We start from the raw sequence: 23889 nt of genomic DNA, 5'->3' as shown, positions 1-23889 counted from the left end.
CCTGGTCAAGAAGCGTCATGCTCGACCTCATCTCTCCGCACGCCATCCTCCCGAACCTGAAGGCCAGCAACAAGAAGCAGGCCCTGCAGGAGATGGCGCGCAAAGCGTCCGAGCTGACCGGTCAGCACGAGCGGGCGATCTTCGACGTGCTTCTGGAGCGCGAAAGGCTGGGCACGACCGGCGTGGGTCATGGCATCGCCATCCCGCACGGCAAGCTGTCCAGCCTGGACCGCGTCCATGGTGTCTTCGCCCGCTTGGAGCGGCCCATCGATTTCGACGCGATCGATGAGCAGCCGGTCGATCTGATCTTCCTCCTCCTCGCCCCGGAACAGGCGGGAGCAGACCATTTGAAGGCTCTGGCCCGTGTCTCGCGCCTTCTGCGGGACCAGTCCATGTGCGAAAAGCTGCGCGGCGCCCAATCCGGCGACGCGATGTACGCGCTTCTGACCCAGCACGAGCCGAGCCCGTCCAACTGACCGGCCGCCAGTGCGGGAATAGGATGCCGAAAGGGCCGCTGCACGGGCTGTGCGCGGCCCTTTTTCTTTGGCGGCGGATACACCGATTGGTGTCGGGACAGACGGGCTGCTACACTGGACCGAGCCGACTTGTTTGACGGGGGCCAAGGCCATGGGAAACGCACAGCGCAAGCCCTGGATTTCGCCGCAGGATTACCTCGCCGCCGAACGCAGCGCCGAGGTTCGCCATGAATATGTCGACGGCGAGATCTTCGCCATGGTCGGGGCGAGCCTGAATCATGCGCGGATCGTGGCGCGTCTAGGGTATGCGATCCGGCAGGCGGCGTTGCGTCGTGGGTGTGACGCTTTCACCAACGATGTGAAGGTCAGGGTAGAGGCGGCGAACGCCTACTACTATCCCGACATCGTGGCGACCTGTGCCGCTGACGACGATCCCTATGTCGTCAAGGACCCGGTCCTTGTCGTGGAGGTGCTGTCCGATAGCACCGAGGCCATCGACCGCCGCGAGAAGCGGACCAACTACCAGAAAATCCCGTCCCTGCGCGAAATCGTCCTGGTCTCGCAGAACGAGCGTCTGGTCGAGGTCTACCGCCGCGACGGCAGCGGCTGGACCGTCGATGTCGTGCGCGACGGTCCGGTCATGCTGGCCGCGTTGGACCTCTCTCTACCGTTGGACGCGGTGTACGAGGACTGAGAGCGATCACGGGAACCGCCCGCTGGACCGGTCTCATGCTGGCCACACCGCAAGCCGCCCTGCTCGCTGTCTTCATGGGCGAGGCGATACGTCGTGTGCGCGAGTGACGCCAGCCCGATCCCAAATACGGCGAAAAACAACCGATAAGGTTGTTTCTGATTGAAGGCTGCCCATCTTCATGGCACGTTGGAGATATGTCGACGAAGCGTAAACCAACCTACGCCCTGGCTAGCTTTCAGGCCGTGGTTGCCCACGAGATCAAATCGCAGGGCGATAACGGGGTGATTACCGGCAGTGCAATCAAGGGCGCTCGCTCCATAGGTCTTGGTATCGCCCAGATGGGAAACGTTATTGCTTCACTTACTGCGCGCCACTTTAATCATTCTGTGACCACCATCGGCAACAGTAAGGAATGGCAGGACGTTTATTACTTCCCCTATGAAGACAACTTAACGATCTACATCAAGTTTCGTGCCGACGCTGTGTGCGAGTTCCGCCTACTGTCGTTCAAGGAAAAGGACGAGGGATCATGACGATGACCAACACCGACAATGCAAAGCAGAAACCGCATTGCGACTGTGGCGGCGAAATGGTCCGAGATAGCCGGCCTATGGAGTTTAAATATCGCGACCAGTCAATCACTCTGGATCAACCCGCTTGGTACTGTACTTCGTGCGGAGACAGCCTGCTGTCTGTCTCGGACAGTCTTGCGACTGAGGCGGCGTTCATGGACTTCAAGGCCGTTGTCGATGGCTCGTTGCCCGCTGCAGAGGTAAAGCGAATCCGGAAAAAACTTCGGCTGACGCAGGACGAGGCTGGCAGACGGCTCGGTGGCGGACCCGCTGCTTTCAACAAATACGAAAAGCGTCGAGAAGTCCCTTCGCGAGCCATGGCCAATCTGCTCAGGCTCCTGGATCGAGATCCGAGCCGGCTGAATGAACTCGCTCCCACCGATAAATCGGCGGTGTAATTTTGGAGCTTGGCTACGCCCAATTTTGAGCTTGGCTACGCCAAATGGCCGTGCCCAATGGCCGTCGACTCAGTGTCGGCGGCCATTGGTGTTTCAGACCTGTATGCCGATTCTAATGACCGGCCTCACACCCGCTCCGCCCAGCCCATGTAGTTCACGTCCAGATCGCGCGCATTCAGCCGGAACTCGTCGCTCAGCGGGTTGTACGTGATGCCGGTCAGGTCGCGTACGCTCAGCCCGTACGTGCGTACGGCAGCGTTCAGTTCGGACGGGCGCAGGAACTGGCGCCAGTTGTGGGTGCCGCGCGGCAGCCAGCGCAGGATGTACTCCGCCCCGACAATGGCCAGCGCGAAGGATTTCGGCGTGCGGTTCAGCGTCGCCAGGAACAGCACGCCGCCGGGGGCCAGCAGCTCCGACAGCGACTTCACGAACAGGGGCACGTCGGCGACATGCTCGATCACCTCCATCGCCAGCACCACGTCGAACTTTTCGCCGCTGGCCGCCAACGCCTCGGCGGTGGTGGCGCGGTAGTCGACGGTCGTGCCGGTCTCGGCGGCGTGGGTGGCGGCGGTCTTGATGTTCTTCTCCGACGCGTCGACGCCGACGACGGTGGCACCCATCCGCGCGATCGGCTCGGCCAGCAGGCCGCCGCCGCAGCCGATGTCGACCACGCGCAGGCCCGCCAGCGGATCGGGCGCCAGCGGGTCGCGGCCCAGACGCTTGCACACGGCATCGCGGATGTAGGTCAGGCGCAGCGGGTTCAGCCGGTGCAGCGGCTTGAACTTGCCGGTCGGATCCCACCACTCGGCGGCAATGGCGGAGAAGCGGGCGACATCCTCCGGGTCCACGGTTCCACCCCCAACTCCACCAGCAGGAGCGGTTGCGGACGCGTGCGGGAAGGCGGAGGAGGACGCGGTCATGGTGAAAATCCGTAAACAGAGTGGCGGGACGGGTGCGGGCAACTTGCCTCGCTTCCACTGACGGAGTATGGATACGCCGCCCCGCGCCGGCAACGGTGGAGCGGGGGTGCGCTCCGCCGACCCGCATGATCGAGACATCATGACCGGGCGGCCAGACATGGTGTGAGGTATGGCGCGGATCGTCCTGAAGTTCGGAGGCACGTCGGTCGGCGACATCGACCGCATCAAGAACGTGGCCCGGAAGGTCGAGCAAGAGGTGAAGGCGGGGCATCAGGTCGCCGTCGTCGTGTCGGCGATGTCCGGCGTGACCAACCAGCTCGTCAAATATTGCAACGACATCGACAAGCTGCATGACGCGCGCGAATACGACGCCGTCGTCGCCAGCGGCGAGCAGGTGACCTCCGGTCTCCTGGCCATCGCCCTGCAGTCGCTCGGCATTCCCGCCCGCTCCTGGGCCGGCTGGCAGGTGCCGATCCGCACCGACGACACGCATGGCAAGGCGCGCATCGTCTCCATCGACACCACCGAGATGGAAAAGTCCCTGCAGACCGGCGAAGTCGCCGTGGTCGCGGGCTTCCAGGGCGTGTCGGAACAGGGCCGCATCGCCACGCTGGGCCGCGGCGGCTCCGACACCTCGGCGGTGGCGCTGGCTGCGGCGGTGAAGGCCGACCGCTGCGACATCTACACCGACGTCGACGGCGTCTACACCACCGACCCGCGCATCGTCGCCAAGGCGCGCAAGCTCGACAAGATCACCTACGAGGAAATGCTGGAGATGGCCTCGCAGGGGGCCAAGGTGCTTCAGACCCGCTCGGTCGAGATGGCGATGAACCACCGCGTGCGCGTGCAGGTGCTGTCGAGCTTCGAAGCCGCTGCAGGCAGTTCGCTTCCCGGAACCCTGGTTGTTGACGAGGACGAGATCGTGGAAAAGGAAGTTGTTAGCGGCATCGCCTACAGCCGCGACGAGGCGAAGATCACCCTGGTGGGCGTCGCCGACCAGCCGGGCGTCGCCGCCGCCATCTTCGGTCCGCTGACCGACAACGCCGTCAACGTCGACATGATCGTCCAGAACGTGTCGGAAGACGGCAAGTCCACCGACATGACCTTCACCGTCGGCAAGGCGGACATCGCCCGCGCCGTGAAGGTGCTGGAGGATGCGCAGTCCACCCTGAACTACAAGCGCATCGTTTCCGACGCCAACGTGGTCAAGGTGTCGGTCATCGGCGTCGGCATGCGCAGCCATGCCGGCGTGGCTCAGCGCATGTTCAAGGCGCTGGCCGACAAGGGCATCAACATCCAGGTCATCTCGACCTCGGAGATCAAGATTTCGGTCCTGATCGCCGAGGAGTATGCGGAGCTGGCGCTGCGCGCCCTGCACACCGCCTACGGCCTGGACGCCGCCTGAGTGCAGGTGGGGACCCGGGTGCCGGGGACCGCAACAGCAGGAGAGGGCCGGCCATGACCGACGCCACATCGCACGCGGCGGAAGCATCGGCCCAATCCCGCCTTTACCGGTCCCGTCTCGACCGGCTGTGGAAACGGGGGCGGGACTTCCTGGGCACGCGCACCGCCGTGATGGGCGGCGCCATGAGCTGGGTGTCCGAACGGCACCTTGTTTCCGCCATCTCCAATGCCGGCGGTTTCGGCGTGCTGGCCTGCGGCTCCATGGCCCCGGACCAGCTGGCGGCGGAGATCGCCGGCACGAAGGCGCTGACCGACAAGCCGTTCGGCGTCAACGTCATCAACATGCACCCGGCGCTGGACCAGCTGATCGACGTCTGCCGCGAGCAGGGCGTCGGCCATGTGGTCGTCGCCGGCGGCCTGCCGTCCGCCGCCACCCTGCGCCGGATCAAGGACGGCGGCGCCAAGGCGATGGCCTTCGCGCCGACGCTGACCGCCGGCCGCCGGCTGGCGAAGCATGGCGCCGACGCCCTGGTGATCGAAGGGACGGAGGCCGGCGGCCATATCGGCCCGGTCTCCACCACCGTGCTGGCCCAGGAAATCCTGCCCGACCTGCGCGAGGTGCCGGTGTTCGTCGCCGGCGGCATCGGCCGGGGCGAGACGATCCTCTCCTATCTGGAACTGGGGGCGGCCGGCGTGCAGGTCGGCACCCGCTTCGTCTGCGCCACCGAATGCGTGGCCCATCCCAATTTCAAGCAGGCTTTCATCCGGGCGTCGGCCCGCGACGCCCAGCCCTCGGTGCAGATCGACCCGCGCTTTCCGGTGATCCCGGTGCGGGCGCTGGCGAACGAGGCGTCGAAGCGCTTCATGGAATTCCAGCGCGACATCATCGCCAAGGTCGATTCCGGCATCATGAGCCGCGACGAAGGCATGCTGGAGATCGAGCATTTCTGGGCCGGCGCGCTGCGCCGCGCGGTCATCGAGGGCGACGTCGAGAACGGCTCCCTCATGGCCGGGCAGAGCGTCGGGCTTGTCACCCGCGAACAGCCGGTGGCCGACATCCTCGCCGAATTGATCGCCCAGGCCGAATCGGCGCTGGCACGGCGGGCGATGGATGCGGCATCGTTAGACCTGATGGCGGAGCCGACGGTGGGAGCGCTGTAGCGATGACCGACACCCTCGACACGGCAGCCGGTGACGGCGGTATGGGCGGGGGAATGCATCCCCGCTTCGACGGCAGCTCGTCGCGCCGGCTGCTCGCCCGGCTGCGCGACATCATGGCGGCGTCGGGGTCGGGGCAGGACCGGCTGGACAAGATCGTCACGCTGATCGCGGCGGAGATGAAGGCCGACGTCTGCTCCTGCTACATCATGCGGGCCGGCGAGGTGCTGGAGCTGTTCTCCACCGAGGGCCTGAACAAGACCGCCGTCCACAACACCCGCCTGCGGGTGGGCGAGGGCATCGTCGGCTACATCGCTGGCCACGCCCGCCCGGTCGCGCTGGACAACGCACCCTCCCACCCCAGCTTCGCCTACCGCCCGGAAACCGGGGAGGACCCGTTCCAGTCGCTGGCCGGCGTGCCGATCCTGCGCGGCAGCAAGGTGCGCGGCGTGCTGGTGATCCAGCACAAGGACCGCCGCCGCTATGTCGAGGAGGAGGTGGAAACCCTCCAGACCATCGCCATGGTCGTCGCCGAGCTGGTGGCCCAGAGCGAGCTGGTCAATCCGGTGGAGGTCACCACCACCGGCGATCCCGTGCTGCTGCCGGCCCGCCTGTCCGGCACGGCGATGAGCGCCGGGCTGGCCATGGGGCTGGCCGTCATCCACCGGCCGCAGCTGACCGTCCGCCAGATGGTGGCGGAGGACGCCGACGCCGAGCTGGAGCGCTTCAACACCGCGCTGCAGACCATGCACAGCGCCATCGACGACCTGCTGGAAGCGGCGTCGCTGGCGGGATTGAGCGAACCGCGCGACATCCTGGAGACCTACCGGATGTTCGCCGAGGATCGCGGCTGGCTGTCGCGCATCCGTGAGGCGATCCGCGTCGGCCTGACGGCGGAGGCCGCGGTGCAGCAGGTGCAGAACGACACCCGCGCCCGCATGAGTCACCTGACCGATCCCTACATCCGGGAACGGTTGATGGATTTCGAGGATCTGACCAACAGGTTGCTGCAACATCTGGCCGGCAAGACCAGCGGCACCGACGGGGCCACCCTGCCCGACGACATGATCCTGGTCGCCCGCTCCATGGGGCCGGCGGAGCTGCTGGATTACGACCGCACCCGGCTGCGCGGCCTGCTGCTGGAGGAAGGGTCGCCGGCCAGCCATGTCTGCATCGTCGCCCGCGCGCTGAACATCCCGGTGGTGCAGGCGGCCGACGCGATGAACCGGATCGAGCCGCTGGACCAGCTGATCGTCGACGGCGACCACGGGCAGGTCTTCATCCGCCCGGCCGAAGACATCCAGATGGCCTTCGCCGAAGCGGTGGCGTTGCAGCACCGCAAGGAGCAGATGTATGCGGAGATCCGCAACCTGCCCTCCGTCACGCGCGACGGGGTGCCGATCTCCATCCAGCTGAACTGCGGCCTGCTGATCGACCTGCCGCATTTGACCGCCAGCGGCGCCGAGGGGGTCGGGCTCTACCGCACCGAAATCCCCTTCATGGTCCGCGCCTCATACCCCGACGTGAAGGCGCAGACCGACCTCTATTCCCGCATCCTGGACGAGGTCGGCCACAAGCCCATCGTCTTCCGCACGCTGGATGTCGGCGGCGACAAGATGCTGCCCTACATGACCGGCAGCGAGGAGGAGAACCCGGCGCTGGGCTGGCGCGCGGTGCGAATCGGGCTGGACCATCCGTCTCTGCTGCGCCAGCAGTTGCGCGCGCTGCTGCTGGCCGCCGCCGGCCGGCCGCTGTCGGTGATGTTCCCGATGATCGCCGAGGTCGCGGAGTTCGACGGCGTCCGCCGCCTGCTGGATCTGGAGCTGAAGCGGCTGGACTCCCAGGGCATCGAGCGGCCGAGCGGCCTGCGCGTCGGCACCATGCTGGAGGTACCGTCGCTATTGTGGCAACTTCCGGCCCTGCTGCCCAAGCTGGACTTCCTGTCGGTCGGCTCCAACGACCTGACCCAGTATCTGTTCGCCGCCGACCGCGGCAACCCGCGCACCTCCACCCGCTACGACCCGCTGTCGCCGTCGATGCTGTGCGTGCTGCGCCGGCTGGTCGACGAGTGCGCCAGGCACAAGGTGTCGCTGAGCATCTGCGGCGAGATGGCCGGGCGGCCGCTGGACGCCATGGCGCTGATCGGCGTCGGTTTCCGCACCCTGTCGATGTCGCCGCCGTCGGTGGGCCCGGTGAAGACCATGCTGCGCTCGATGGACGTCGGGGCGCTGCGGCAGTACATGAGTGGGCTCTACACCGGTGCCGACCACAGCCTGCGCGACAAGCTGAAGACCTTCGCCAAGGATCACGGGGTGCTGATCTGAGGGGGCGGCTTCGGTTCCGGTCCACTTGTCACGACCGGCGACCCCTGACCCGCGGTCATTGCGGTTGCGCCGCGGGGGCGGCATGTCGTACCCATTCCGCCTGTTTCATCCACACGGATGCCCCGGTTGCGCATGACTTTCGGCGTGCGCGCTAGTTGCGAGCAGATGGCGAGCCCATGGCCAAGCGCAAGGTTTTCGACGATTTCGACCCGGCCCCGTCCGGCCCCTCCGTCTCCGAGACCCTGCGCTCCACGCGCATGGCGCACGGCTATGACCTGCGCGACGTCGCGGCGATGCTGCGCATCCGCTATCCGTACCTGCTGGCCATCGAGGAAGGGCGGTTCGACGAGCTGCCGGGCAGCACCTACGCCATCGGCTTCCTGCGCTCCTACGCCGAGTGCCTGGGGCTGGACCCCGACACCGTCGTCACCCGCTACAAGGACGAGGCGGCCGGCACCGTCCGCCGGCAGGAGCTGTACCTGCCGACCCCGGCGGCCGAAGGAGGGCGCGCCTCGGGCGGCACGCTGCTGCTGGGCACGCTGGTTCTGGCCGGCATCGTCTATGGCGGCTGGTATTATCTGTCGGCAACCGACCGGACGGTGACCGATCTGGTGCCCACCCTGCCGGACCGGCTGGTCTCGCTGCTGGATGGCGTGCCGTCCAAGCCTGCAGCCCCGGCATCCGACCAGACCGGCACCGTGGCGCAGCCGGGAGCCGAGCCGTCGGTTCCCGCGCCGGCGATCGCCTCCGCCCCGGCCACGCCCGCCGCCCCGCCGCCTGCCGCGGCTCCGGCGGCTCCCGCCCCCGCGGCGGGCGCCCCTGCTCCCGGTGCGGCGGCGAAGCCTCCGCAGGGGACTGCCCCGGCCGCTTCGACGGTTGCCGGCAAGCCGCCGGCCGTCGCGGCCGTTCCGCCCGCGGTGCTGCCGCCGGCCCAGTCGCCGCTGCCGTCCGCCAACGCGCCGTCCACCAATCAGACTGCCGGGCAGGCGCCCGCGCAGGCTGTCGTCAATGTTCCGGCCCCGCCGCCGGAGGATGACGAGGAGGCATCGCCGCAGGACCCGACCCCGCTGAACGCCGCGGCCAACCCGCCCGCCGCACCGGCCGCGCCGACGGCGACGGTGCCGGCCAACGGCAAGGTCTATGGCACGCTGAACACCAACGCCAAGCTGATCCTGAAGGCCACCCAGGAAAGCTGGCTGCAGGTGCGCGACGGCAGCGAGATCGTCTTCACCCGCGTGCTGAAGCCGGGCGACACCTTCCGGGTTCCCGACAAGCCCAACGTGAAGATCCGCACCGGCAATGCCGGCGGACTGGTGGTGATGGCCGAGGGCGGCGAAAGCCCGCCGCTGGGTTCCGTCGGGCAGGTTCTGCGCGATGTCGCCATCGACGCCAACGGGGTGGTGCGGCGCTGAGCCCTGCCATCCTGCATGGGCCGCTTAAATGCATGGCCCACTCAAATGCATGGCATGAATACCCGATCTTGAAACCGGGGCGCAGGAGCGCACTTCTGGCCTGACGCCGGCTGCGCTAGGATGCGGCTCCCGGCCACCGCTTTCGCTGTCCAGAGGCTGACCTGAGATGACCGTGCGCGCCTACCGCCAGATCCTCCGCCGCAAATCGCGCCAGATTCGCGTCGGCAACGTGTTGGTCGGCGGCGATGCGCCGATCTCGGTCCAGACCATGACCAACACGCCGACCACCGACGTCAAGGCGACGGTGGAGCAGATCCAGGCGGCGGAGCGGGTGGGGGCCGACATAGTCCGCGTCTCCTGCCCCGACCGCGAGTCGGCGCTGGCGCTGAAGGACATCGTCCGGCAGGTGAAGGTGCCGATCGTCGCCGACATCCATTTCCACTACAAGCGCGCCATCGAGGCGGCGGAGAGCGGGGCGGCCTGCCTGCGCATCAACCCCGGCAACATCGGCTCGGCCGAGCGGGTGCGCGAGGTGGTGAAGGCGGCCAAGGATCACGGCTGTTCGATGCGCATCGGCGTCAATGCCGGCTCGCTGGAGCAGGATCTGCTGGAGAAATACGGCGAGCCCTGCCCGGAGGCGATGGTCGAAAGCGCGCTGAACCACGCCAGGATCCTGGAAGACAACGACTTCCGCGAGTTCAAGATCTCGGTGAAGGCATCGGATGCCTTCCTGGCCGTCGCCGCCTATCAGGGGCTGGCCGAGGCCTGCGACTATCCTCTGCACATCGGCATCACCGAGGCGGGCGGCCTGCGCGCCGGCACGGTGAAATCCTCCATCGGGCTCGGCATGCTGCTGTGGTCGGGCATCGGCGACACGCTGCGCGTCTCGCTGTCGGCCGATCCGGCGGAAGAGGTCCTGGTCGGCTACGACATCCTGAAGTCGCTGGGCCTGCGCCGCCGCGGCGTCACCGTCATCTCCTGCCCCAGCTGCGCGCGGCAGAACTTCAACGTCATCAAGACGGTGGAGCTGCTGGAGCAGAAGCTGGCCCACATCACCACGCCGCTGACCCTGTCGGTGATCGGCTGCGTCGTGAACGGCCCGGGCGAGGCGCGGGAGACCGACATCGGCCTGACCGGCGGCGGCAACAACACCCATCAGGTCTATCTGTCCGGCGTCACCGACCACCGGCTGAAGGACCAGGACATCGTCCAGCATCTGGTCGGTCTGGTCGAGAAGAAGGCGGCGGAGATCGAAGCGGCGAAGGCCGCATCGGACGCAGCGGCGGAAGCCGCCGAAGCGGAAACCATCCGAGAAACCACCCGAGACGTGGCCCCCGCCGCGGAGTAAGCTGCCCCCGATTTAAGCAGGGACAGCGACCCCAGGCGTGACCACCACCTCCTACCTCGTCATCGGCGCCAGCCACCGGACCTGTTCCGGCGCGGTCCGCGACCGCCTGTCCACCGACGAGGCGGAAGTGGCGGGCATGCTGGAGCGGCTGCGCGCCGCGGGCGTGGGGCAGGCGGTGTGGCTCAGCACCTGCGACCGGGTGGAGGTTCAGGCGGTCCACGAGCGCCCGAACGAGGCGGCGCTGGCAATCGCCGAGGCGATGGCCGACCGCGTCGGCCTGCCGACATCCGATCTGGCGCCGCAGCTCTACACCCGCACCGGCATCGACGCGGTGCGCCACCTGTTCGCGGTGGCCTGCTCGCTCGACAGCCAGATCGTCGGCGAACCGCATATCCTGGGCCAGCTGAAGGCCGCCCACCGCAGCGCCGCCGGCGCCGGGATGACCGGGCCGGAGCTGGAGGCGGTGCTGCAGGCCGCCTATGCCGCCGCCAAGCGGGTGCGCAGCGAGACGCCCATCGCGGAGGGCGCCACCTCGCTGGCCGCCGCCGCCATCCAGGTGGCGCGCGACCTGCACGGCGACATCCGGCGCTGCGGCGCCCTGCTGCTGGGGCTGGGCGACATGGGCGCCCTGGTGCTGGAGGGGCTGCGCGACGCCGGGCTGCCGCGGCTGACGGTCGCAGCCCCGGTGGACCGGCGGGCGGAAGCGGCGGCGCGGCGGCTGGACGGGCATTTCTCCCCCTGGGCCGAGCTGGAGACGGCGATGACCGGCGCCGATATCCTGGTGGCCGCAGCCGGCCTCGGGCGCTATATCCTCACGGCTCCGATGATGGAGGCGGTGCTGAAGCGCCGCCGCCGCCGTCCGGTCTTCGTGGTCGATGCCGCCATCCCGGCCGATGTCGATCCGGCGGTGGCGGGCATGGACGGCGCCTTCGTCTATGATCTGGCCGATCTGGAGCGGGTGGCTCTGCAGGGCCGCGTCGGGCGCGAGGCGGCGACCCAGGCCGCCTGGATGATCGTGGACGAGGCGGTGGCCGCCTTTGCCCGCGACCGGGCGGAACGCGCCGCGGTGCCTGCCGTGGCGGCGCTCCGCAGCCATTTCGAGGCGGAACGGCGGCGCCTGCTGGCCGGGCACGGCGATCTGGACGCGGCGTCGGCGACGCGGCTGCTGCTCAACCGGCTGCTGCACGCCCCGTCGGAGGCGCTGCGTGCGCTGGCCGCCGACGGCAGCGGCGAGGGGCTGGCCGAACGGGCCGCGGCCGAGCGGCTGATGTTCCGGCTGTTCGGGCTGGACAGGGTCGGGCGGGACGGTATGGCCTGCGATGGGGCCGAAGAGACTGAACGGGATAAGGACGAGCGACGTGAGCCTGGACGAGAAGTTCGATAAGGTGATGGCCCGGTACGACGAGCTGCGCGACACGCTTGCGGCCGGCCTGACCGAGTCCGGCGACTTCGCCCGGCTGTCCAAGGAATATGCCGACCTCACCCCGATTGCCGAGGCCATCGCGGAGCTGAAGAAGGGCCGCGCCGAGGCCGCCGATCTGGCGGAGATGATATCGGCGATGATGGGCGATCCGTCTGCCGACCCCGAGATGAAGGCGATGGCGGAGGAGGAATTCCACCTACTGGCCAAGCGCATCCCGGATCTGGAGCGCAAGGTGCAGATCTCGCTTCTGCCGAAGGACGAGGCGGACGAGAAGAACGCGATCCTTGAGGTGCGCGCCGGCACCGGCGGCGACGAGGCCGCGCTGTTCGCCGCCGAGCTGTTCGAGATGTACCGCCGCTATGCCGGCCTGCATGGCTGGCGGTTCGAGGCGATGGACGTCAGCGAGACCGGCATCGGCGGCTACAAGGAGGCCACCGCCAACATCACCGGGCGCGGCGTGTTCGCCCGGCTGAAGTTCGAGTCCGGCGTCCACCGCGTCCAGCGCGTGCCGGCCACCGAGGCGCAGGGCCGCATCCACACCTCCGCCGCCACCGTCGCCGTGCTGCCCGAGGCGGAGGAGGTCGACATCCACATCGACGAGAAGGATCTGCGGATCGACGTCTTCCGCTCCTCCGGCCCCGGCGGCCAGTCGGTGAACACCACCGACAGCGCGGTGCGCATCACCCACCTGCCGACCGGGCTGGTGGTGAGCCAGCAGGACGAAAAGTCGCAGCACAAGAACAAGGCCAAGGCGCTGAAGGTGCTGCGCGCCCGGCTGTACGACCGCGAGCGCGCCGAGAAGGACGCCGCCCGCGCCGCCGACCGCAAGAATCAGGTCGGCAGCGGCGACCGCTCGGAACGCATCCGCACCTACAACTTCCCGCAAGGGCGCGTGACCGACCACCGCATCAACCTGACGCTCTACAAGATCGACAAGGTGATGGCCGGCGAAGCGCTGGACGAACTGATCGACGCGCTGGTGTCCGAAGACGAAGCCGCCCGGCTGGCGGAGCTGGGGTGAGGCGTTACGAGGCGTCGCCCCAATCTCTCTCTCCCGCCGAAGGCGGGGGAGGGTCGGGGAGGGGGCCAAGCGCTTCCCAGATCATGCGCGCCACACCCTCCGGATTGCCGAGCACATCGGTGTTCCAAAAGCGCATCACCCGCCAGCCAGCATGCCTCATCTGTCGGTCCCGCACAGCATCATACGAGGACTCGGCATGCTGTCCGCCATCGACCTCGACTACCAGCTTCGCTTCGATGCAGGCGAAGTCGGCGATGTAGGGCGGAATGGGGTGCTGGCGTCGGAAGTACCATCCACGGATTTGCCGACGGCGCAGCAGACTCCAGAGCTTGCGTTCTGCATCGGTCGGGACGCGGCGCATGGAGCGAGCTTGAGTGAGCGCGGTTTTCTTGGCGCGTGGCATGTGGCGTCGGCGTATGCCCCCTCCCTAACCCTCCCCCGCTTCGCGGGAGAGGGGATTTGAGGCGAGTATGAAGACGTATGTGTGGTTGAGGAAGTTGTAGAATGGTCGCATCCATGAACCTCCGCACCCTGCGCGCCCGAGCCGAGATGCGCCTGCGCGAGGCCGGCGTCGATACGCCGGAGCTCGACGCCCGCTACCTGCTGGAACATGCGCTGACGCTCACCCGCACCGACTTCGTTACGAAAGCCGAACAAGTCATCTCCGACGCCGATGCCGCCCGTGCCCTGGCGCTGGTCGAGCGGCGCGCCGCGCGGGAGCCGGTTGGGCGCATCCTGGGGCACCGGGAGTTCTGGACCATCGACCTCGCCCTCAACCCTGATACGCTGGAGCCGCGGCCGGACACCGAGACGGTGGTGGAGGCGGTGCTGGCCGCCATTCCCGACCGGAAATCCCCGCTACGCCTGATCGATTTCGGAACCGGAACGGGTTGCATCCTGCTGGCGTTGCTGTCGGAGCTGCCGAATGCCACCGGTCTCGGCGTCGATCTCAGCCCGCTGGCGGTGGAGGGGGCGGCCGGCAATGCCGAGCGCAATGGGCTGGCGGACCGCGCCCACTTCCAGACCGGCGATTGGGCCAAGGGGATCGAGGATCGTTTCGACATCGTGGTGTCGAACCCGCCCTATATCCCCAGCGCCGACATCGCCACGCTGGAGCCGGAGGTGCGGCAGCACGACCCGCTCCGTGCGCTGGACGGCGGGCCGGACGGGCTGGAGCCCTACCGCATCCTCGCCGCCGAGCTGCCGCGTCTGCTGGTTCCCGGCGGGCTGGCCGCCTTCGAGGTCGGGCAGGGTCAGGCGGAGGATGTGGCGGCTCTGGTCGAGGCGCAGGGGCTGGGGGAAACCGCGATCCTGTGTGACCTCGGTGGGGTAAAGCGCTGCGTCAGGGCACGGAAAGCCCTGTGATGCGGGCGGTTATCCAAAAAAACGGTTGGATCGCCGGGCTTTGCCGGGTAGTGTGCCGTACACGACCGCGAACCTATGGCCTGCGGAGCAAGAATCTCGGATGGTTTTCTGCCGAGCGCTGACCGCCATGGCCTGCCGCACGCGATGCGGACGCGTCGTTTGAACCCCGTGAGCGACCCATGGAAATCGTCCATGGCGGGCTCGGTGGCCGGGCCGCAAGGCCGGATGGCCGCCGGAGCGTTCCGGGGACTGCACTTCTCTTGCATGGGGCCTTAAGAGCCGAATGAGACAGGGACCGAACTCCAGGCGTTCGCGTGGTCGTGGCAACAGCGGCGGCGGGGGCAGCGGCGGCGGTGGTGGCGGGGGCGGGGGCGGCGGTGGTGCCGGCCGGCGCCAGAACGTTCCGCTGCGTCACCAGACCTTCGACAGCAACGGTCCGGATGTCCGCATCCGCGGCAATGCGTGGCAGGTGCAGGAAAAGTATCAGGCGCTGGCCCGCGACGCGATGTCGTCCGGCGACCGCGTGCAGGCGGAAAACTACCTGCAGCATGCGGAGCATTACCTGCGCATCATCAACCAGATCCAGGAATCGGAAAACCGCCAGCGCGGCGGCCAGCCCAGCATCGGGCACGGCCACCAGCAGCAAGGGTCCTCGCAGGCCGGCGACGATGACGACCAGCAGGGCGAGGACGAGACGGACGGCGAGGAACGGGCGGCCGTCAACGCCTGACGCCTCGCGTTCCTGAGGCTGGATATCTGAAAGTTCAGGCCGGCGTGACCGGATCGCCCACTGCGATCCGGCCGCCGCCGGTCACCCGGGCGCGCAGCAGGATCTGGCTGTGGCCATACCCCCGCTCCATGATGGTCGGCAGGCTGAGGTCGGCGATGCCGCTGTCCGGGTTCACATCGTTGCCGGGCGTGCAGTCCAGCGCCTCCACCACCTCCAGCGTCGCATCGCCGATGGTCAGGGTCCGGCCGATCCAGCCGCGCTCCGCCCACGGATCGATGCCGTCCAGCAGCAGGTTGGCGCGCAGGCGGCGGGGATCGACCGGCTGCTTGGCGATCCGCTCCTCGACGTCGCGCAGGCTGGCGAGGTTCAGCAGGGTGACCGACGGCTCCTCGCTGTCGCCGAAGGCGCCGTGCTGCGCCTCGATCAGCCGCGGCATGCCGGGGACGATGCCGGCCAGATAGGCGGCGAAGAACTGTTCCAGAAGCGTGCGGCCCATCGGCTGGTCCAGCCGGCCGCGCGACACCTGCCGGCCGCCGCGGCGGATGACCAGCGCGTGCGTCTCCTCGTCGAACTCGGTCTGCAGCGCCGCCAGCTTTTCCGTGCGGTCCAGCGTGAAGAAGTCGGACGGCAGGCGCCAGCCCTCCGTCTCGCTGTCCAGCGCGGCCGGGCCGTGCAGCAGGCCGTAACGGCGGTCGAGCGGGATCGCCTGTCCGGCGGTCAGGTCGGTGGCGGTCAGGTCCTGGCCGCTCATGCCCTTGACGGGATAGCGGCGGATGGCGGTCAGTGTGGTTTTCATTGCACTGCACAATGAGAGGGTGGGAGCGTCCCTGTCAACCGATGCGGTGCCTGTTTCTCACGCTGCGGCTGGGGGAAAGGCGGCCGGTAGCAACCCGGACCGCCCGCTCCACCCCCTAATCTGGTGCCTTTACCAGCGTTCGGCGACCGGGCGGCGCCCCAGAAATTCCTCCAGCCGGCGCCCGGTGGCCGGCGACAGGTCCGCCGGGAGCCGGTCGAGCGGAAAGAACCGGGTCTCGACGATCTCGACCCCGTCCGCCTTCGGCGTGCCGCTCCAGCCGCGCACGACATAGACCGCCACATGGTCGCTCGCGCCGTTGCGGAAGCGGGCATAGATGCCGAAAGGCTGAGCGGGGCGGTCGGCGATCAACCCGACCTCCTCCCGCACCTCCCGCCGCATGGCGTCGGCCAGCGTCTCCCCCCGCCCGACACCGCCGCCGGGGAAGTGCCAGCCATCGACATAGCTGTGGCGGATCAGCAGAACACAGGGGGCGGCCGGGTCCGAGTCGTCGATGATGATCGCCCGCACCCCCATGGTCAGCGGCCGGGCGATCCGGTGCCAGACCCCGCGCAGGGTCCAGGCGAGACGGAGCAGTCGGGCCATCATGGTCCGGGGCGTGGCGTGGTGGGCTGGGATCGGCGAAGCTTTCGTGTCGGTGCTGGCGCGTGGGCTGGTGCTGGAGGCGGCCAAATCGGTCATGATGGGAATCCGGAAGGACCCGTGGACGGCGGGCGGGCGGAAGTCTAGCCGGGCCGGGCGCGTGCCGTGTAGGGGGGCAATCGGCGGGTCGCGAGCTACCCCTTTTTCCCGGTCCTACGCGGTCCTGGGGAAGGCTGGGAGGCGGGATTTCTCCTGCGATAACCTTTCTATGCCGATGGTCTTGCATGACCTCCGGCCCTGCCTACATCTCCGGCAGCATTCTTGCGGATCGCACATTTGCGTGGATCGGGCAAGGGAATCGAGTTGACCGGGCTGCCTCGCGGACGGTCGGCGGGAGATAGGGGAGCATCATGGATTTCGAGCAATACACCGAGCGCAGCCGCGGGTTCGTCCAGGCCGCGCAGACCCTGGCCGTGCGCCGTGGGCATCAGCGCCTGACCCCGGAACATCTGCTGAAGACCCTGCTGGACGACAAGGAAGGCCTTGCCGCCAACCTGATCCGTGCGGCGGGCGGCGACCCGAAGGCGGCACTGTCGGCGGTCGATGCCGAACTGGACAAGCTGCCGAAGGTCGAGGGCAGCGGCGCCGGTCAGCTCTATCTGACGCCCGAACTCTCCCGCGTCTTCGAACAGGCGGAGAAGGTCGCCGAAAAGGCCGGCGACAGCTTCGTCACCGCCGAGCGCATCCTGCTGGCGCTGGCCATGGCCGACGGCACCCCGTCGGCGCGTGCGCTGAAGTCCGCCGGCGTGACGCCGCAGGCGCTGAACACCGCCATCAACGACATCCGCAAGGGCCGCACCGCCGACAGCGCCAGCGCCGAGCAGGGCTATGACGCGCTGAAGAAGTATGCGCGCGACCTGACCGCCGCGGCGCGCGACGGCAAGCTCGACCCCGTGATCGGCCGCGACGAGGAAATCCGCCGCACCATCCAGGTGCTGGCCCGCCGCACCAAGAACAACCCGGTGCTGATCGGCGAGCCCGGCGTCGGCAAGACCGCCATCGTCGAGGGGCTGGCCCAGCGCATCGTCAAGGGCGACGTGCCGGAAGGCCTGAAGAACAAGCAGCTGCTGTCGCTCGACCTCGGCGCCCTGGTGGCCGGCGCCAAGTATCGCGGCGAGTTCGAGGAGCGGCTGAAGGCCGTTCTGTCGGAAATCCAGGCGGCAGCCGGCGAGATCGTCGTCTTCATCGACGAGCTGCACACGCTGGTCGGCGCCGGCAAGTCGGACGGCGCGATGGACGCCTCCAACATGCTGAAGCCGGCCTTGGCGCGCGGCGAGCTGCATTGCGTCGGCGCCACCACGCTGGACGAGTTCCGCAAGTACATCGAGAAGGACGCGGCGCTGGCCCGGCGCTTCCAGCCGGTCTTCGTGTCGGAGCCGACGGTGGAGGACACCATCTCCATCCTGCGCGGCCTGAAGGAGCGTTATGAGGTGCACCATGGCGTGCGCATCACCGACAGCGCCATCGTGTCGGCGGCGACCCTGTCCAACCGCTACATCACCGACCGCTTCCTGCCCGACAAGGCCATCGACCTGATCGACGAGGCGGCGAGCCGCCTGCGCATGGCGGTGGACAGCAAGCCGGAAGCCATCGACGAACTCGACCGCCGCATCATCCAGTTGAAGATCGAGCGCGAGGCGCTGAAGCGCGAGCAGGATGCCGCGTCGCGCGACCGGCTGGTCAATCTGGAGCGCGAACTGTCCGACCTGGAGCAGGACTCGGCCGAGCTGACCGCCAAGTGGCAGGCCGAGAAGGACCAGCTGCAGGGCGCGCAGAAGATCAAGGAGGATCTGGAGAAGGCCCGCACCGAACTGGAGACGGCGCAGCGCGACGGCAATTGGGGCCGGGCGGGCGAGTTGGCCTACGGCGTCATCCCCGGCCTGGAGAAGGCCCTGAAGGATGCCGAGGCGCATGCCAGCAGCCGCATGCTGAACGAGGAGGTCCGCGACGGCGACATCGCCGCGGTGGTCAGCCGCTGGACCGGCGTGCCGGTCGACAAGATGCTGGCCGGCGAGCGCGAGAAGCTGCTGGCGATGGAGGACAAGCTGCGCGGCCGGGTGATCGGCCAGGACGAGGCAATCGTCGCCGTATCCAACGCCGTGCGCCGGGCGCGGGCCGGGTTGCAGGACCCGAACCGTCCCATCGGCTCCTTCCTGTTCCTGGGGCCGACCGGCGTCGGCAAGACCGAGCTGACCAAGGCGCTGGCCGAATTCCTGTTCGACGACGAGACGGCGATGGTCCGGCTCGACATGTCGGAATATATGGAAAAGCACTCCGTCGCCCGCATGATCGGCGCGCCTCCGGGCTATGTCGGCTATGAGGAGGGCGGGGCGCTGACCGAGGCGGTGCGCCGCCGGCCCTATCAGGTCGTGCTGTTCGACGAGGTGGAGAAGGCCCATCCCGACGTCTTCAACGTGCTGCTGCAGGTGCTGGACGACGGCCGCCTGACCGACGGGCAGGGCCGCACCGTCGATTTCCGCAACGTCGTCATCATCATGACCTCCAACCTCGGCTCGCAGGCGCTGGCCGAGCAGCCGGAGGGCGAGGACAGCGCTGCCGTGCGCGAGGAGGTGATGGAAGCCGTCCGCGCCCATTTCCGGCCGGAATTCCTGAACCGCCTGGACGAGATCCTGCTGTTCCACCGGCTCGACCGCCGGCATATGGGCGGCATCGTCAAGATCCAGCTCGGCCGCCTGACGAAGATGCTCGCCGACCGCGAGATCACGCTGACGGTGGACGAGGCCGCGACCGAATGGCTGGCCGAGGCCGGCTACGATCCGGTCTACGGCGCGCGACCGCTGAAGCGGGTGATCCAGCGCGAGCTGCAAAACCCGATGGCGACCCTGATCCTGGAAGGCCGCATCAAGGACGGCCAGACGGTGGCGGTCGGCGCGGAAGGCGGTTCGCTGACCATCGACGGCCAGCCGGTGAGCAGTCTGGTTCGCAAGGGCTGACGTCTGTGCCCGCCGCATTGCACCGATGACTGCGACGCGGCTTTGTCGGGTGGGTGAACTGTGCGTATGATCGGCGGAACTGTTTAACATATCGAACAGTTTCCGCCGATCCCTCGCGGACGGCGGAGCAATGCACCCGAACGCCCGAACAGGAAGCCACCTTCCATGACCGCTCCCGTCAGCACCGCCGGCAACTCCGCGGCCAGCCGCGACAAGGCCTTCATCCTCCATCCCTACACCAACCTGGACGTCCACGAGACGCAGGGGCCGATGATCATCGAGCGCGGTGAGGGCGTGCGCGTCTTCGACGACGGCGGCCGGGATTACATCGAGGGCATGGCCAGCCTGTGGTGCGTCTCGCTCGGCTGGGGGGAGGAGCGGCTGGTGCAGGCGGCGGCCAAGCAGATGCGGCAGCTGTCCAGCTATCACATCTTCGGCCACAAGTCGCACGAGCCCGGCATCGATCTGGCGGAAAAGCTGATCGGGCTGGCGCCGGTGCCGATGTCGAAGGTCTTCTTCGCCAATTCGGGGTCGGAAGCCAACGACACCGCGATCAAGCTGATCTGGTACTACAACAACGCGCTCGGCCGGCCGGAGAAGAAGAAGATCCTGTCGCGCCAGCGCGCCTATCACGGCGTGACGGTGGCGACCGCCAGCCTGACCGGGCTGCCCAACAACCACCGCGACTTCGACCTGCCGATCGCCCGCATCATTCACGGCGACTGCCCGCACCATTACCGCAACGGGCTTGAGGGCGAGAGCAAAGAGGCCTTCGCCACCCGCTTGGCCGAACAGCTGGAGGCGCTGATCCTGGCCGAGGGGCCGGACACCATCGCCGCCATGTTTGCCGAGCCGATCATGGGTGCCGGCGGCGTCGTGGTGCCGCCCGCGACCTATTTCGCCAAGATCCAGCCGGTGTTGAAGAAATACGACATCCTGCTGGTCGCCGACGAGGTGATCTGCGGCTTCGGCCGCACCGGCAATTTCTGGGGCAGCCAGACCATGGGCATGCAGCCGGACATTCTGACCTGCGCCAAGCAGCTGTCGTCGGGCTATCTGCCGATCTCCGCCGTCATGGTGACGGACGCCATCTATCGCGCCTGCGTCGACGAGAGCCGGAAGATCGGCACCTTCGGCCATGGCTACACCTATTCCGCCCATCCGGTGGCGGCGGCGGTGGCGCTGGAAACGCTGAAGATCTACGAGGAGCGCGACATCGTCGGCCATGTCCGCTCGGTCGCCCCGGCGTTCCAGAACCGTCTGAAGGCGCTGGCGGCGCATCCGCTGGTCGGCGAGGCCCGCGGCACCGGCCTGATCGGCGCGCTGGAGCTGGTGGCGGACAAGGCGACCAAAATGCCCTTCGACCCGCCCGGCCGCGCCGGTGCGCTGGTCAACGGGCTGGCCCAGGACAATGGGCTGATTGTCCGCGCCATGGGCGATTCCATCGCGCTCTGCCCGCCGCTGGTCATCACCGAGGCGGAAATCCACGAGACCTTCGACCGGCTGACCAAGGCGCTCGACGCCGCGGTGCCGGTTCTGCGGGGGTAAGGGGCACCCTCTCCCGCCCCCGAGATCCCCTCTCCCCCCCGGGGAGAGGGTTAGGGGGAGGCGCGGCGAGATTTGATTCAGGAACCCGCGCGTCTCGTTTTCCCGTGATCCATGCGGTGCGTCCCCCTCACCCCGACCCTCTCCCCGGGGGGCTATGGCATTCACACATCTCGCCTCTGCGAAATGGCGGCAACCACCGGTGGTGAAAAGCCCTTCTCCCCTTGCGGGGCGGGATGAGGGGTGCGACCGGCTGAAAGCCCGTGGAAATCAAGTTTCCGCCCCTCACCCCAACCCCTCTCCCGCGAGGGGAGAGGGGCTGTCCTCAATGCCAAGCTGCACGTCCTTTCGCAAATGCGAAATGTGTGCATCCGGTAGCCCCGGGGGGAGAGGGAGAAAAGCCTGTAGGGAGAGGGCACTCAACCCCGCCGCAGGTGCATCTTGCCCAGGCCGCCCAGCGCGTCGAACAGCTGGCGGAACTGGGTGAGGAACTGCTCCCAGGTCGCCTTCGTCGTCGGCTCGATGGCGGTGTGCAGGGCGCCGAGGCTGGTCTTGCCGTCGATCCGCGACAGGATCGGGCCGGCCAGCCGGGGCAGGGGCAGGGCCACGACGCTGCCCATCAGGTCGAATTCCAGGCTGCCGCCGGGCGGCGCGGTCTTCGCCACCATCGGGCCGTCGATGTCGCGCAGGACCGGGATAACGTCCGGCCCGTCCGGCGCGATGCGGGCGGCATCCAGATCGGCCGGGCGCAGCAGATAGGCGATGTGCTTGGTGAAGGCGCCGGTGATGCGCTCGGTCCAGGCGGCGCGCTCCAGCATGCCCATCCCCTCCAGCCGCTTCAGCACGCGGGCGTCCTTGATCCACAGCGACGGTTCGTAGCGCAACGGGTCGATCAGCGTCGCGATGGCCAGCCCGGCGCTGTCCGCCAGCTCCGCCAGCTGCGGCATGCTGTAGGGACGGTCGCAGCTGTGCAGCAGCAGGTCGTAGAGGTTGGCGTCGGCGAGGCGGTGGTCGCTGATATGCGGGTTGTTCAGCAGCCAGTTGGTCGACGGCAGAGCCTGGATCAGCCGGCGGGCCAGCGCCACCTTCTCGGTCGGCGGCAGCCCCTCGGTCATGCCGCGCAGAGCCTCCTGCATCGGATAGACGCCGGTGCGGCCATAGGGGGCGTAGACCATGATGCCGATGCCGCCGCCGGGCGCCAGTGCGCCGGCCAGCGAGCGCAGACCCGCCGCCGGATCGTCCAGATGGTGCAGCACGCCGCAGCAGTCGATGTAGTCGAACGGTCCCAGTCCATCGAGCTCCAGCAGCGATCCGCGGCGGAAGTCGATGTTGGTCAGGCCGCGCGCCTTGGCCCGCGCCTCGGCGACGGCGCGGCTGGCGTCGGACAAGTCGATGTAGGTGATGCGGCCGGGATTGCCGGCATCGGCCATCTGCTGCGCCAGCATGATGGTGCCGTCCCCCGTGCCGCCGCCGGCCACCAGCACGCGCAGCGGCTTGGAATGGTCGATCCGGCCGCCGAAGACATGCTGGACCAGCTCGTCCAGATGGCTGGGCGACCCGGTGATCAGGCGCTTGGATTCGTCGGCCGGGTTGCGCGCCGGGTAGGGATAGGCTTCGTACTGGGCGCGCAGGTCGTCGATGCTCATGGGGGACTGCTCATAAGGGACGGGCGCGGCGACCATAGCACCGCGCCTGTCCGATGGCAGCCGTTCGGTGGCGGGAGCGTGGCCGAGCTCAGTCCGCCAGCGGAACGCAGATCTCGGTCAGCCACTCGGCCGGCGGCAAGGCCCTTGGGTTGTTGAGGTATTCCTCGTAGCAGGGGGCGTCGCCCGGCGTGTGGCCGCTGCTGGGCAGCCACTCGCCGTAGAGCCAGCGGTAGACCGCGCCGAGTTCGGCATAGGGTCCCTGGTGCCGGACCACGGCATGACGCCCGCCGGGGATGTCCACCACGCGGATCGCCCCGTCCTCCACGACACCCAGGTTCAGCATCAGCCCGGCGAAGGAGCGCAACTCCTCCGGCTTCACCGATTCGGGATCGTCGTAATAGATGGCGAAGCTGCGGGTGCCCGGACCGATCAGCCCCTGTTTCGACGCCCAGGCATAGAGCCGGTCGAAGCTGACGCCGATGGTCATGTAGGGACCGGTGTGCGGCAGCCCGACGATGCGATAGGCGGGCAGGTCGCGGATCTCGACCTCGTGCATGCTGTCCTCCGTTCGATGAGTGGTCGGAACCGGAGGATTGAGCCGTCCTTGCCTGCGATAGGCTGCCGGCGTCACGCCGTAGCTTTGCCCGAAGGCACGGGTGAAGGCCTCGACGCTGCCGTAGCCCGCCCGCCGGGCGATGGTCGGGATGGCGATGCTGTCGCGCACCAGATCGCCGGCCGCCCGGTGCAGGCGCAGCCGGCGCAGGGTTTCCGCCGCCGTCTCGCCGGTGATCGCCCGGTAAATGCGGTGAAAATGGTAGGGCGAGAAGCAGGCGACCTCCGCCAGCCGATCGAGGTCGAGCGGTTCGTCCAGGTTGGCGGCGATATAGGCCACCACCCGTTCGGTCCGGTCGCCGTAATCGAGCCGGGTGCCGGGCTTCGCCGCGACGGCGGAGCAAGGTACAGGCAGTTCGGCGGAGATGCTGTCGTGGGCCATGGGGTGACATCCTCCAGTCCCGCCGATGCTAGCCGGCAGCCGCTTGATC

General features: G+C 68.2%; 21 protein-coding genes. 15 read left to right on the top strand and 6 right to left on the bottom strand.

Translation table 11 applies throughout. From position 1 onward, the window contains the following. Window positions 1–17 precede the first annotated feature (17 nt). The 4 genes from ptsN to AZOLI_RS31125 all read left to right on the top strand — a co-directional run bounded on the left by ptsN (window position 18) and on the right by AZOLI_RS31125 (window position 2140). A complete protein-coding gene (gene ptsN, locus AZOLI_RS12525) occupies window positions 18–476 on the top strand; it encodes a PTS IIA-like nitrogen regulatory protein PtsN (protein WP_014249030.1) in 459 nt (152 codons plus the stop codon). 151 nt (window positions 477–627) lie between these two features. Beyond that, window positions 628–1170, top strand: coding sequence for a Uma2 family endonuclease (locus AZOLI_RS12520; RefSeq protein ID WP_014249029.1), 543 nt, complete (start codon window positions 628–630; stop codon window positions 1168–1170). Between the two features lie 194 nt (window positions 1171–1364). Then, on the top strand, window positions 1365–1703 hold the full coding sequence (locus tag AZOLI_RS12515; RefSeq protein WP_044550125.1) for a type II toxin-antitoxin system MqsR family toxin: 339 nt from the start codon (window positions 1365–1367) through the stop codon (window positions 1701–1703). After that, entirely contained in the window at window positions 1700–2140 is a 441-nt protein-coding gene (locus tag AZOLI_RS31125; RefSeq protein WP_197541515.1) for a type II toxin-antitoxin system MqsA family antitoxin, read from the top strand. Before AZOLI_RS12515 ends, AZOLI_RS31125 begins: the two co-directional genes overlap by 4 nt. Before the next feature lie 125 nt (window positions 2141–2265). On the opposite strand, the gene ubiG is transcribed toward AZOLI_RS31125, so the two are convergent. Next, on the bottom strand, window positions 2266–3060 hold the full coding sequence (gene ubiG, locus AZOLI_RS12510) for a bifunctional 2-polyprenyl-6-hydroxyphenol methylase/3-demethylubiquinol 3-O-methyltransferase UbiG (RefSeq protein ID WP_081505937.1): 795 nt from the start codon (window positions 3058–3060) through the stop codon (window positions 2266–2268). A 169-nt stretch (window positions 3061–3229) separates the two neighbouring features. Between ubiG and AZOLI_RS12505 the strand changes: the two genes are divergently transcribed. The 7 genes from AZOLI_RS12505 to prfA all read left to right on the top strand — a co-directional run bounded on the left by AZOLI_RS12505 (window position 3230) and on the right by prfA (window position 13150). Further along, a complete protein-coding gene (locus AZOLI_RS12505; protein ID WP_014249024.1) occupies window positions 3230–4465 on the top strand; it encodes an aspartate kinase in 1236 nt (411 codons plus the stop codon). 53 nt (window positions 4466–4518) lie between these two features. Further along, window positions 4519–5625: an NAD(P)H-dependent flavin oxidoreductase gene (locus tag AZOLI_RS12500; RefSeq protein ID WP_014249023.1), complete on the top strand. Its 1107-nt coding sequence runs from the start codon at window positions 4519–4521 to the stop codon at window positions 5623–5625. A gap of 2 nt (window positions 5626–5627) precedes the next feature. Beyond that, a complete protein-coding gene (gene ptsP, locus AZOLI_RS12495) occupies window positions 5628–7946 on the top strand; it encodes a phosphoenolpyruvate--protein phosphotransferase (protein WP_014249022.1) in 2319 nt (772 codons plus the stop codon). A 176-nt stretch (window positions 7947–8122) separates the two neighbouring features. Beyond that, complete coding sequence (locus AZOLI_RS12490; RefSeq protein WP_014249021.1) at window positions 8123–9358, top strand: helix-turn-helix domain-containing protein; 1236 nt, start codon at window positions 8123–8125, stop codon at window positions 9356–9358. Window positions 9359–9524: 166 nt separating this feature from the next. Then, window positions 9525–10706, top strand: a complete 1182-nt coding sequence (gene ispG, locus AZOLI_RS12485; protein ID WP_014249020.1) for a flavodoxin-dependent (E)-4-hydroxy-3-methylbut-2-enyl-diphosphate synthase — start codon at window positions 9525–9527, stop codon at window positions 10704–10706. Window positions 10707–10743: 37 nt separating this feature from the next. Continuing rightward, the gene (gene hemA, locus AZOLI_RS12480; RefSeq protein ID WP_014249019.1) at window positions 10744–12090 is read left to right on the top strand and encodes a glutamyl-tRNA reductase; all 1347 of its coding nucleotides are present in this window, start codon (window positions 10744–10746) and stop codon (window positions 12088–12090) included. Then, window positions 12065–13150 (top strand): peptide chain release factor 1, encoded by a 1086-nt coding sequence (prfA, locus tag AZOLI_RS12475; protein ID WP_048816488.1) that lies wholly within the window; start codon window positions 12065–12067, stop codon window positions 13148–13150. The genes hemA and prfA overlap by 26 nt, the downstream gene beginning before the upstream one ends. Before the next feature lie 4 nt (window positions 13151–13154). Here the strand turns inward: prfA and AZOLI_RS31120 are convergent, their stop codons facing one another. Then, the gene (locus AZOLI_RS31120; RefSeq protein ID WP_014249017.1) at window positions 13155–13553 is read right to left on the bottom strand and encodes an endonuclease domain-containing protein; all 399 of its coding nucleotides are present in this window, start codon (window positions 13551–13553) and stop codon (window positions 13155–13157) included. A 113-nt stretch (window positions 13554–13666) separates the two neighbouring features. On the opposite strand from AZOLI_RS31120, the gene prmC reads away from it, so the two are divergent. After that, window positions 13667–14515, top strand: a complete 849-nt coding sequence (prmC, locus tag AZOLI_RS12465) for a peptide chain release factor N(5)-glutamine methyltransferase (RefSeq protein WP_014249016.1) — start codon at window positions 13667–13669, stop codon at window positions 14513–14515. Between the two features lie 283 nt (window positions 14516–14798). Continuing rightward, window positions 14799–15245, top strand: coding sequence for a DUF4167 domain-containing protein (locus AZOLI_RS12460; protein ID WP_014249015.1), 447 nt, complete (start codon window positions 14799–14801; stop codon window positions 15243–15245). 34 nt (window positions 15246–15279) lie between these two features. Here the strand turns inward: AZOLI_RS12460 and AZOLI_RS12455 are convergent, their stop codons facing one another. Together AZOLI_RS12455 and AZOLI_RS12450 are read right to left on the bottom strand one after the other, a co-directional pair. Next, window positions 15280–16041 carry an MOSC domain-containing protein gene (locus tag AZOLI_RS12455; protein WP_014249014.1) on the bottom strand — a complete coding sequence of 254 codons (762 nt, stop codon included), beginning with the start codon at window positions 16039–16041 and terminating at the stop codon, window positions 15280–15282. Window positions 16042–16170: 129 nt separating this feature from the next. Beyond that, the gene (locus AZOLI_RS12450) at window positions 16171–16740 is read right to left on the bottom strand and encodes an NUDIX domain-containing protein (RefSeq protein WP_014249013.1); all 570 of its coding nucleotides are present in this window, start codon (window positions 16738–16740) and stop codon (window positions 16171–16173) included. 311 nt (window positions 16741–17051) lie between these two features. On the opposite strand from AZOLI_RS12450, the gene clpB reads away from it, so the two are divergent. Both clpB and AZOLI_RS12440 read left to right on the top strand, forming a co-directional pair. Further along, the gene (clpB, locus tag AZOLI_RS12445) at window positions 17052–19655 is read left to right on the top strand and encodes an ATP-dependent chaperone ClpB (protein WP_014249012.1); all 2604 of its coding nucleotides are present in this window, start codon (window positions 17052–17054) and stop codon (window positions 19653–19655) included. 165 nt (window positions 19656–19820) lie between these two features. Beyond that, window positions 19821–21203, top strand: a complete 1383-nt coding sequence (locus tag AZOLI_RS12440) for an aspartate aminotransferase family protein (RefSeq protein ID WP_014249011.1) — start codon at window positions 19821–19823, stop codon at window positions 21201–21203. A gap of 416 nt (window positions 21204–21619) precedes the next feature. Here AZOLI_RS12440 and AZOLI_RS12435 read toward each other — a convergent pair whose 3' ends face one another. Together AZOLI_RS12435 and AZOLI_RS12430 are read right to left on the bottom strand one after the other, a co-directional pair. Next, window positions 21620–22846, bottom strand: coding sequence for a class I SAM-dependent methyltransferase (locus tag AZOLI_RS12435; RefSeq protein ID WP_014249010.1), 1227 nt, complete (start codon window positions 22844–22846; stop codon window positions 21620–21622). A gap of 88 nt (window positions 22847–22934) precedes the next feature. Beyond that, entirely contained in the window at window positions 22935–23840 is a 906-nt protein-coding gene (locus AZOLI_RS12430; protein WP_014249009.1) for an AraC family transcriptional regulator, read from the bottom strand. Window positions 23841–23889: the final 49 nt, after the last annotated feature.

The sequence above is a fragment of the Azospirillum lipoferum 4B genome (assembly GCF_000283655.1).
In the GTDB taxonomy this organism is placed as follows: Bacteria; Pseudomonadota; Alphaproteobacteria; order Azospirillales; family Azospirillaceae; genus Azospirillum; species Azospirillum lipoferum_C.
The sequence above is the reverse complement of the archived record's forward strand: the minus strand, read 5'-3'. Positions and strand labels throughout refer to the sequence as shown.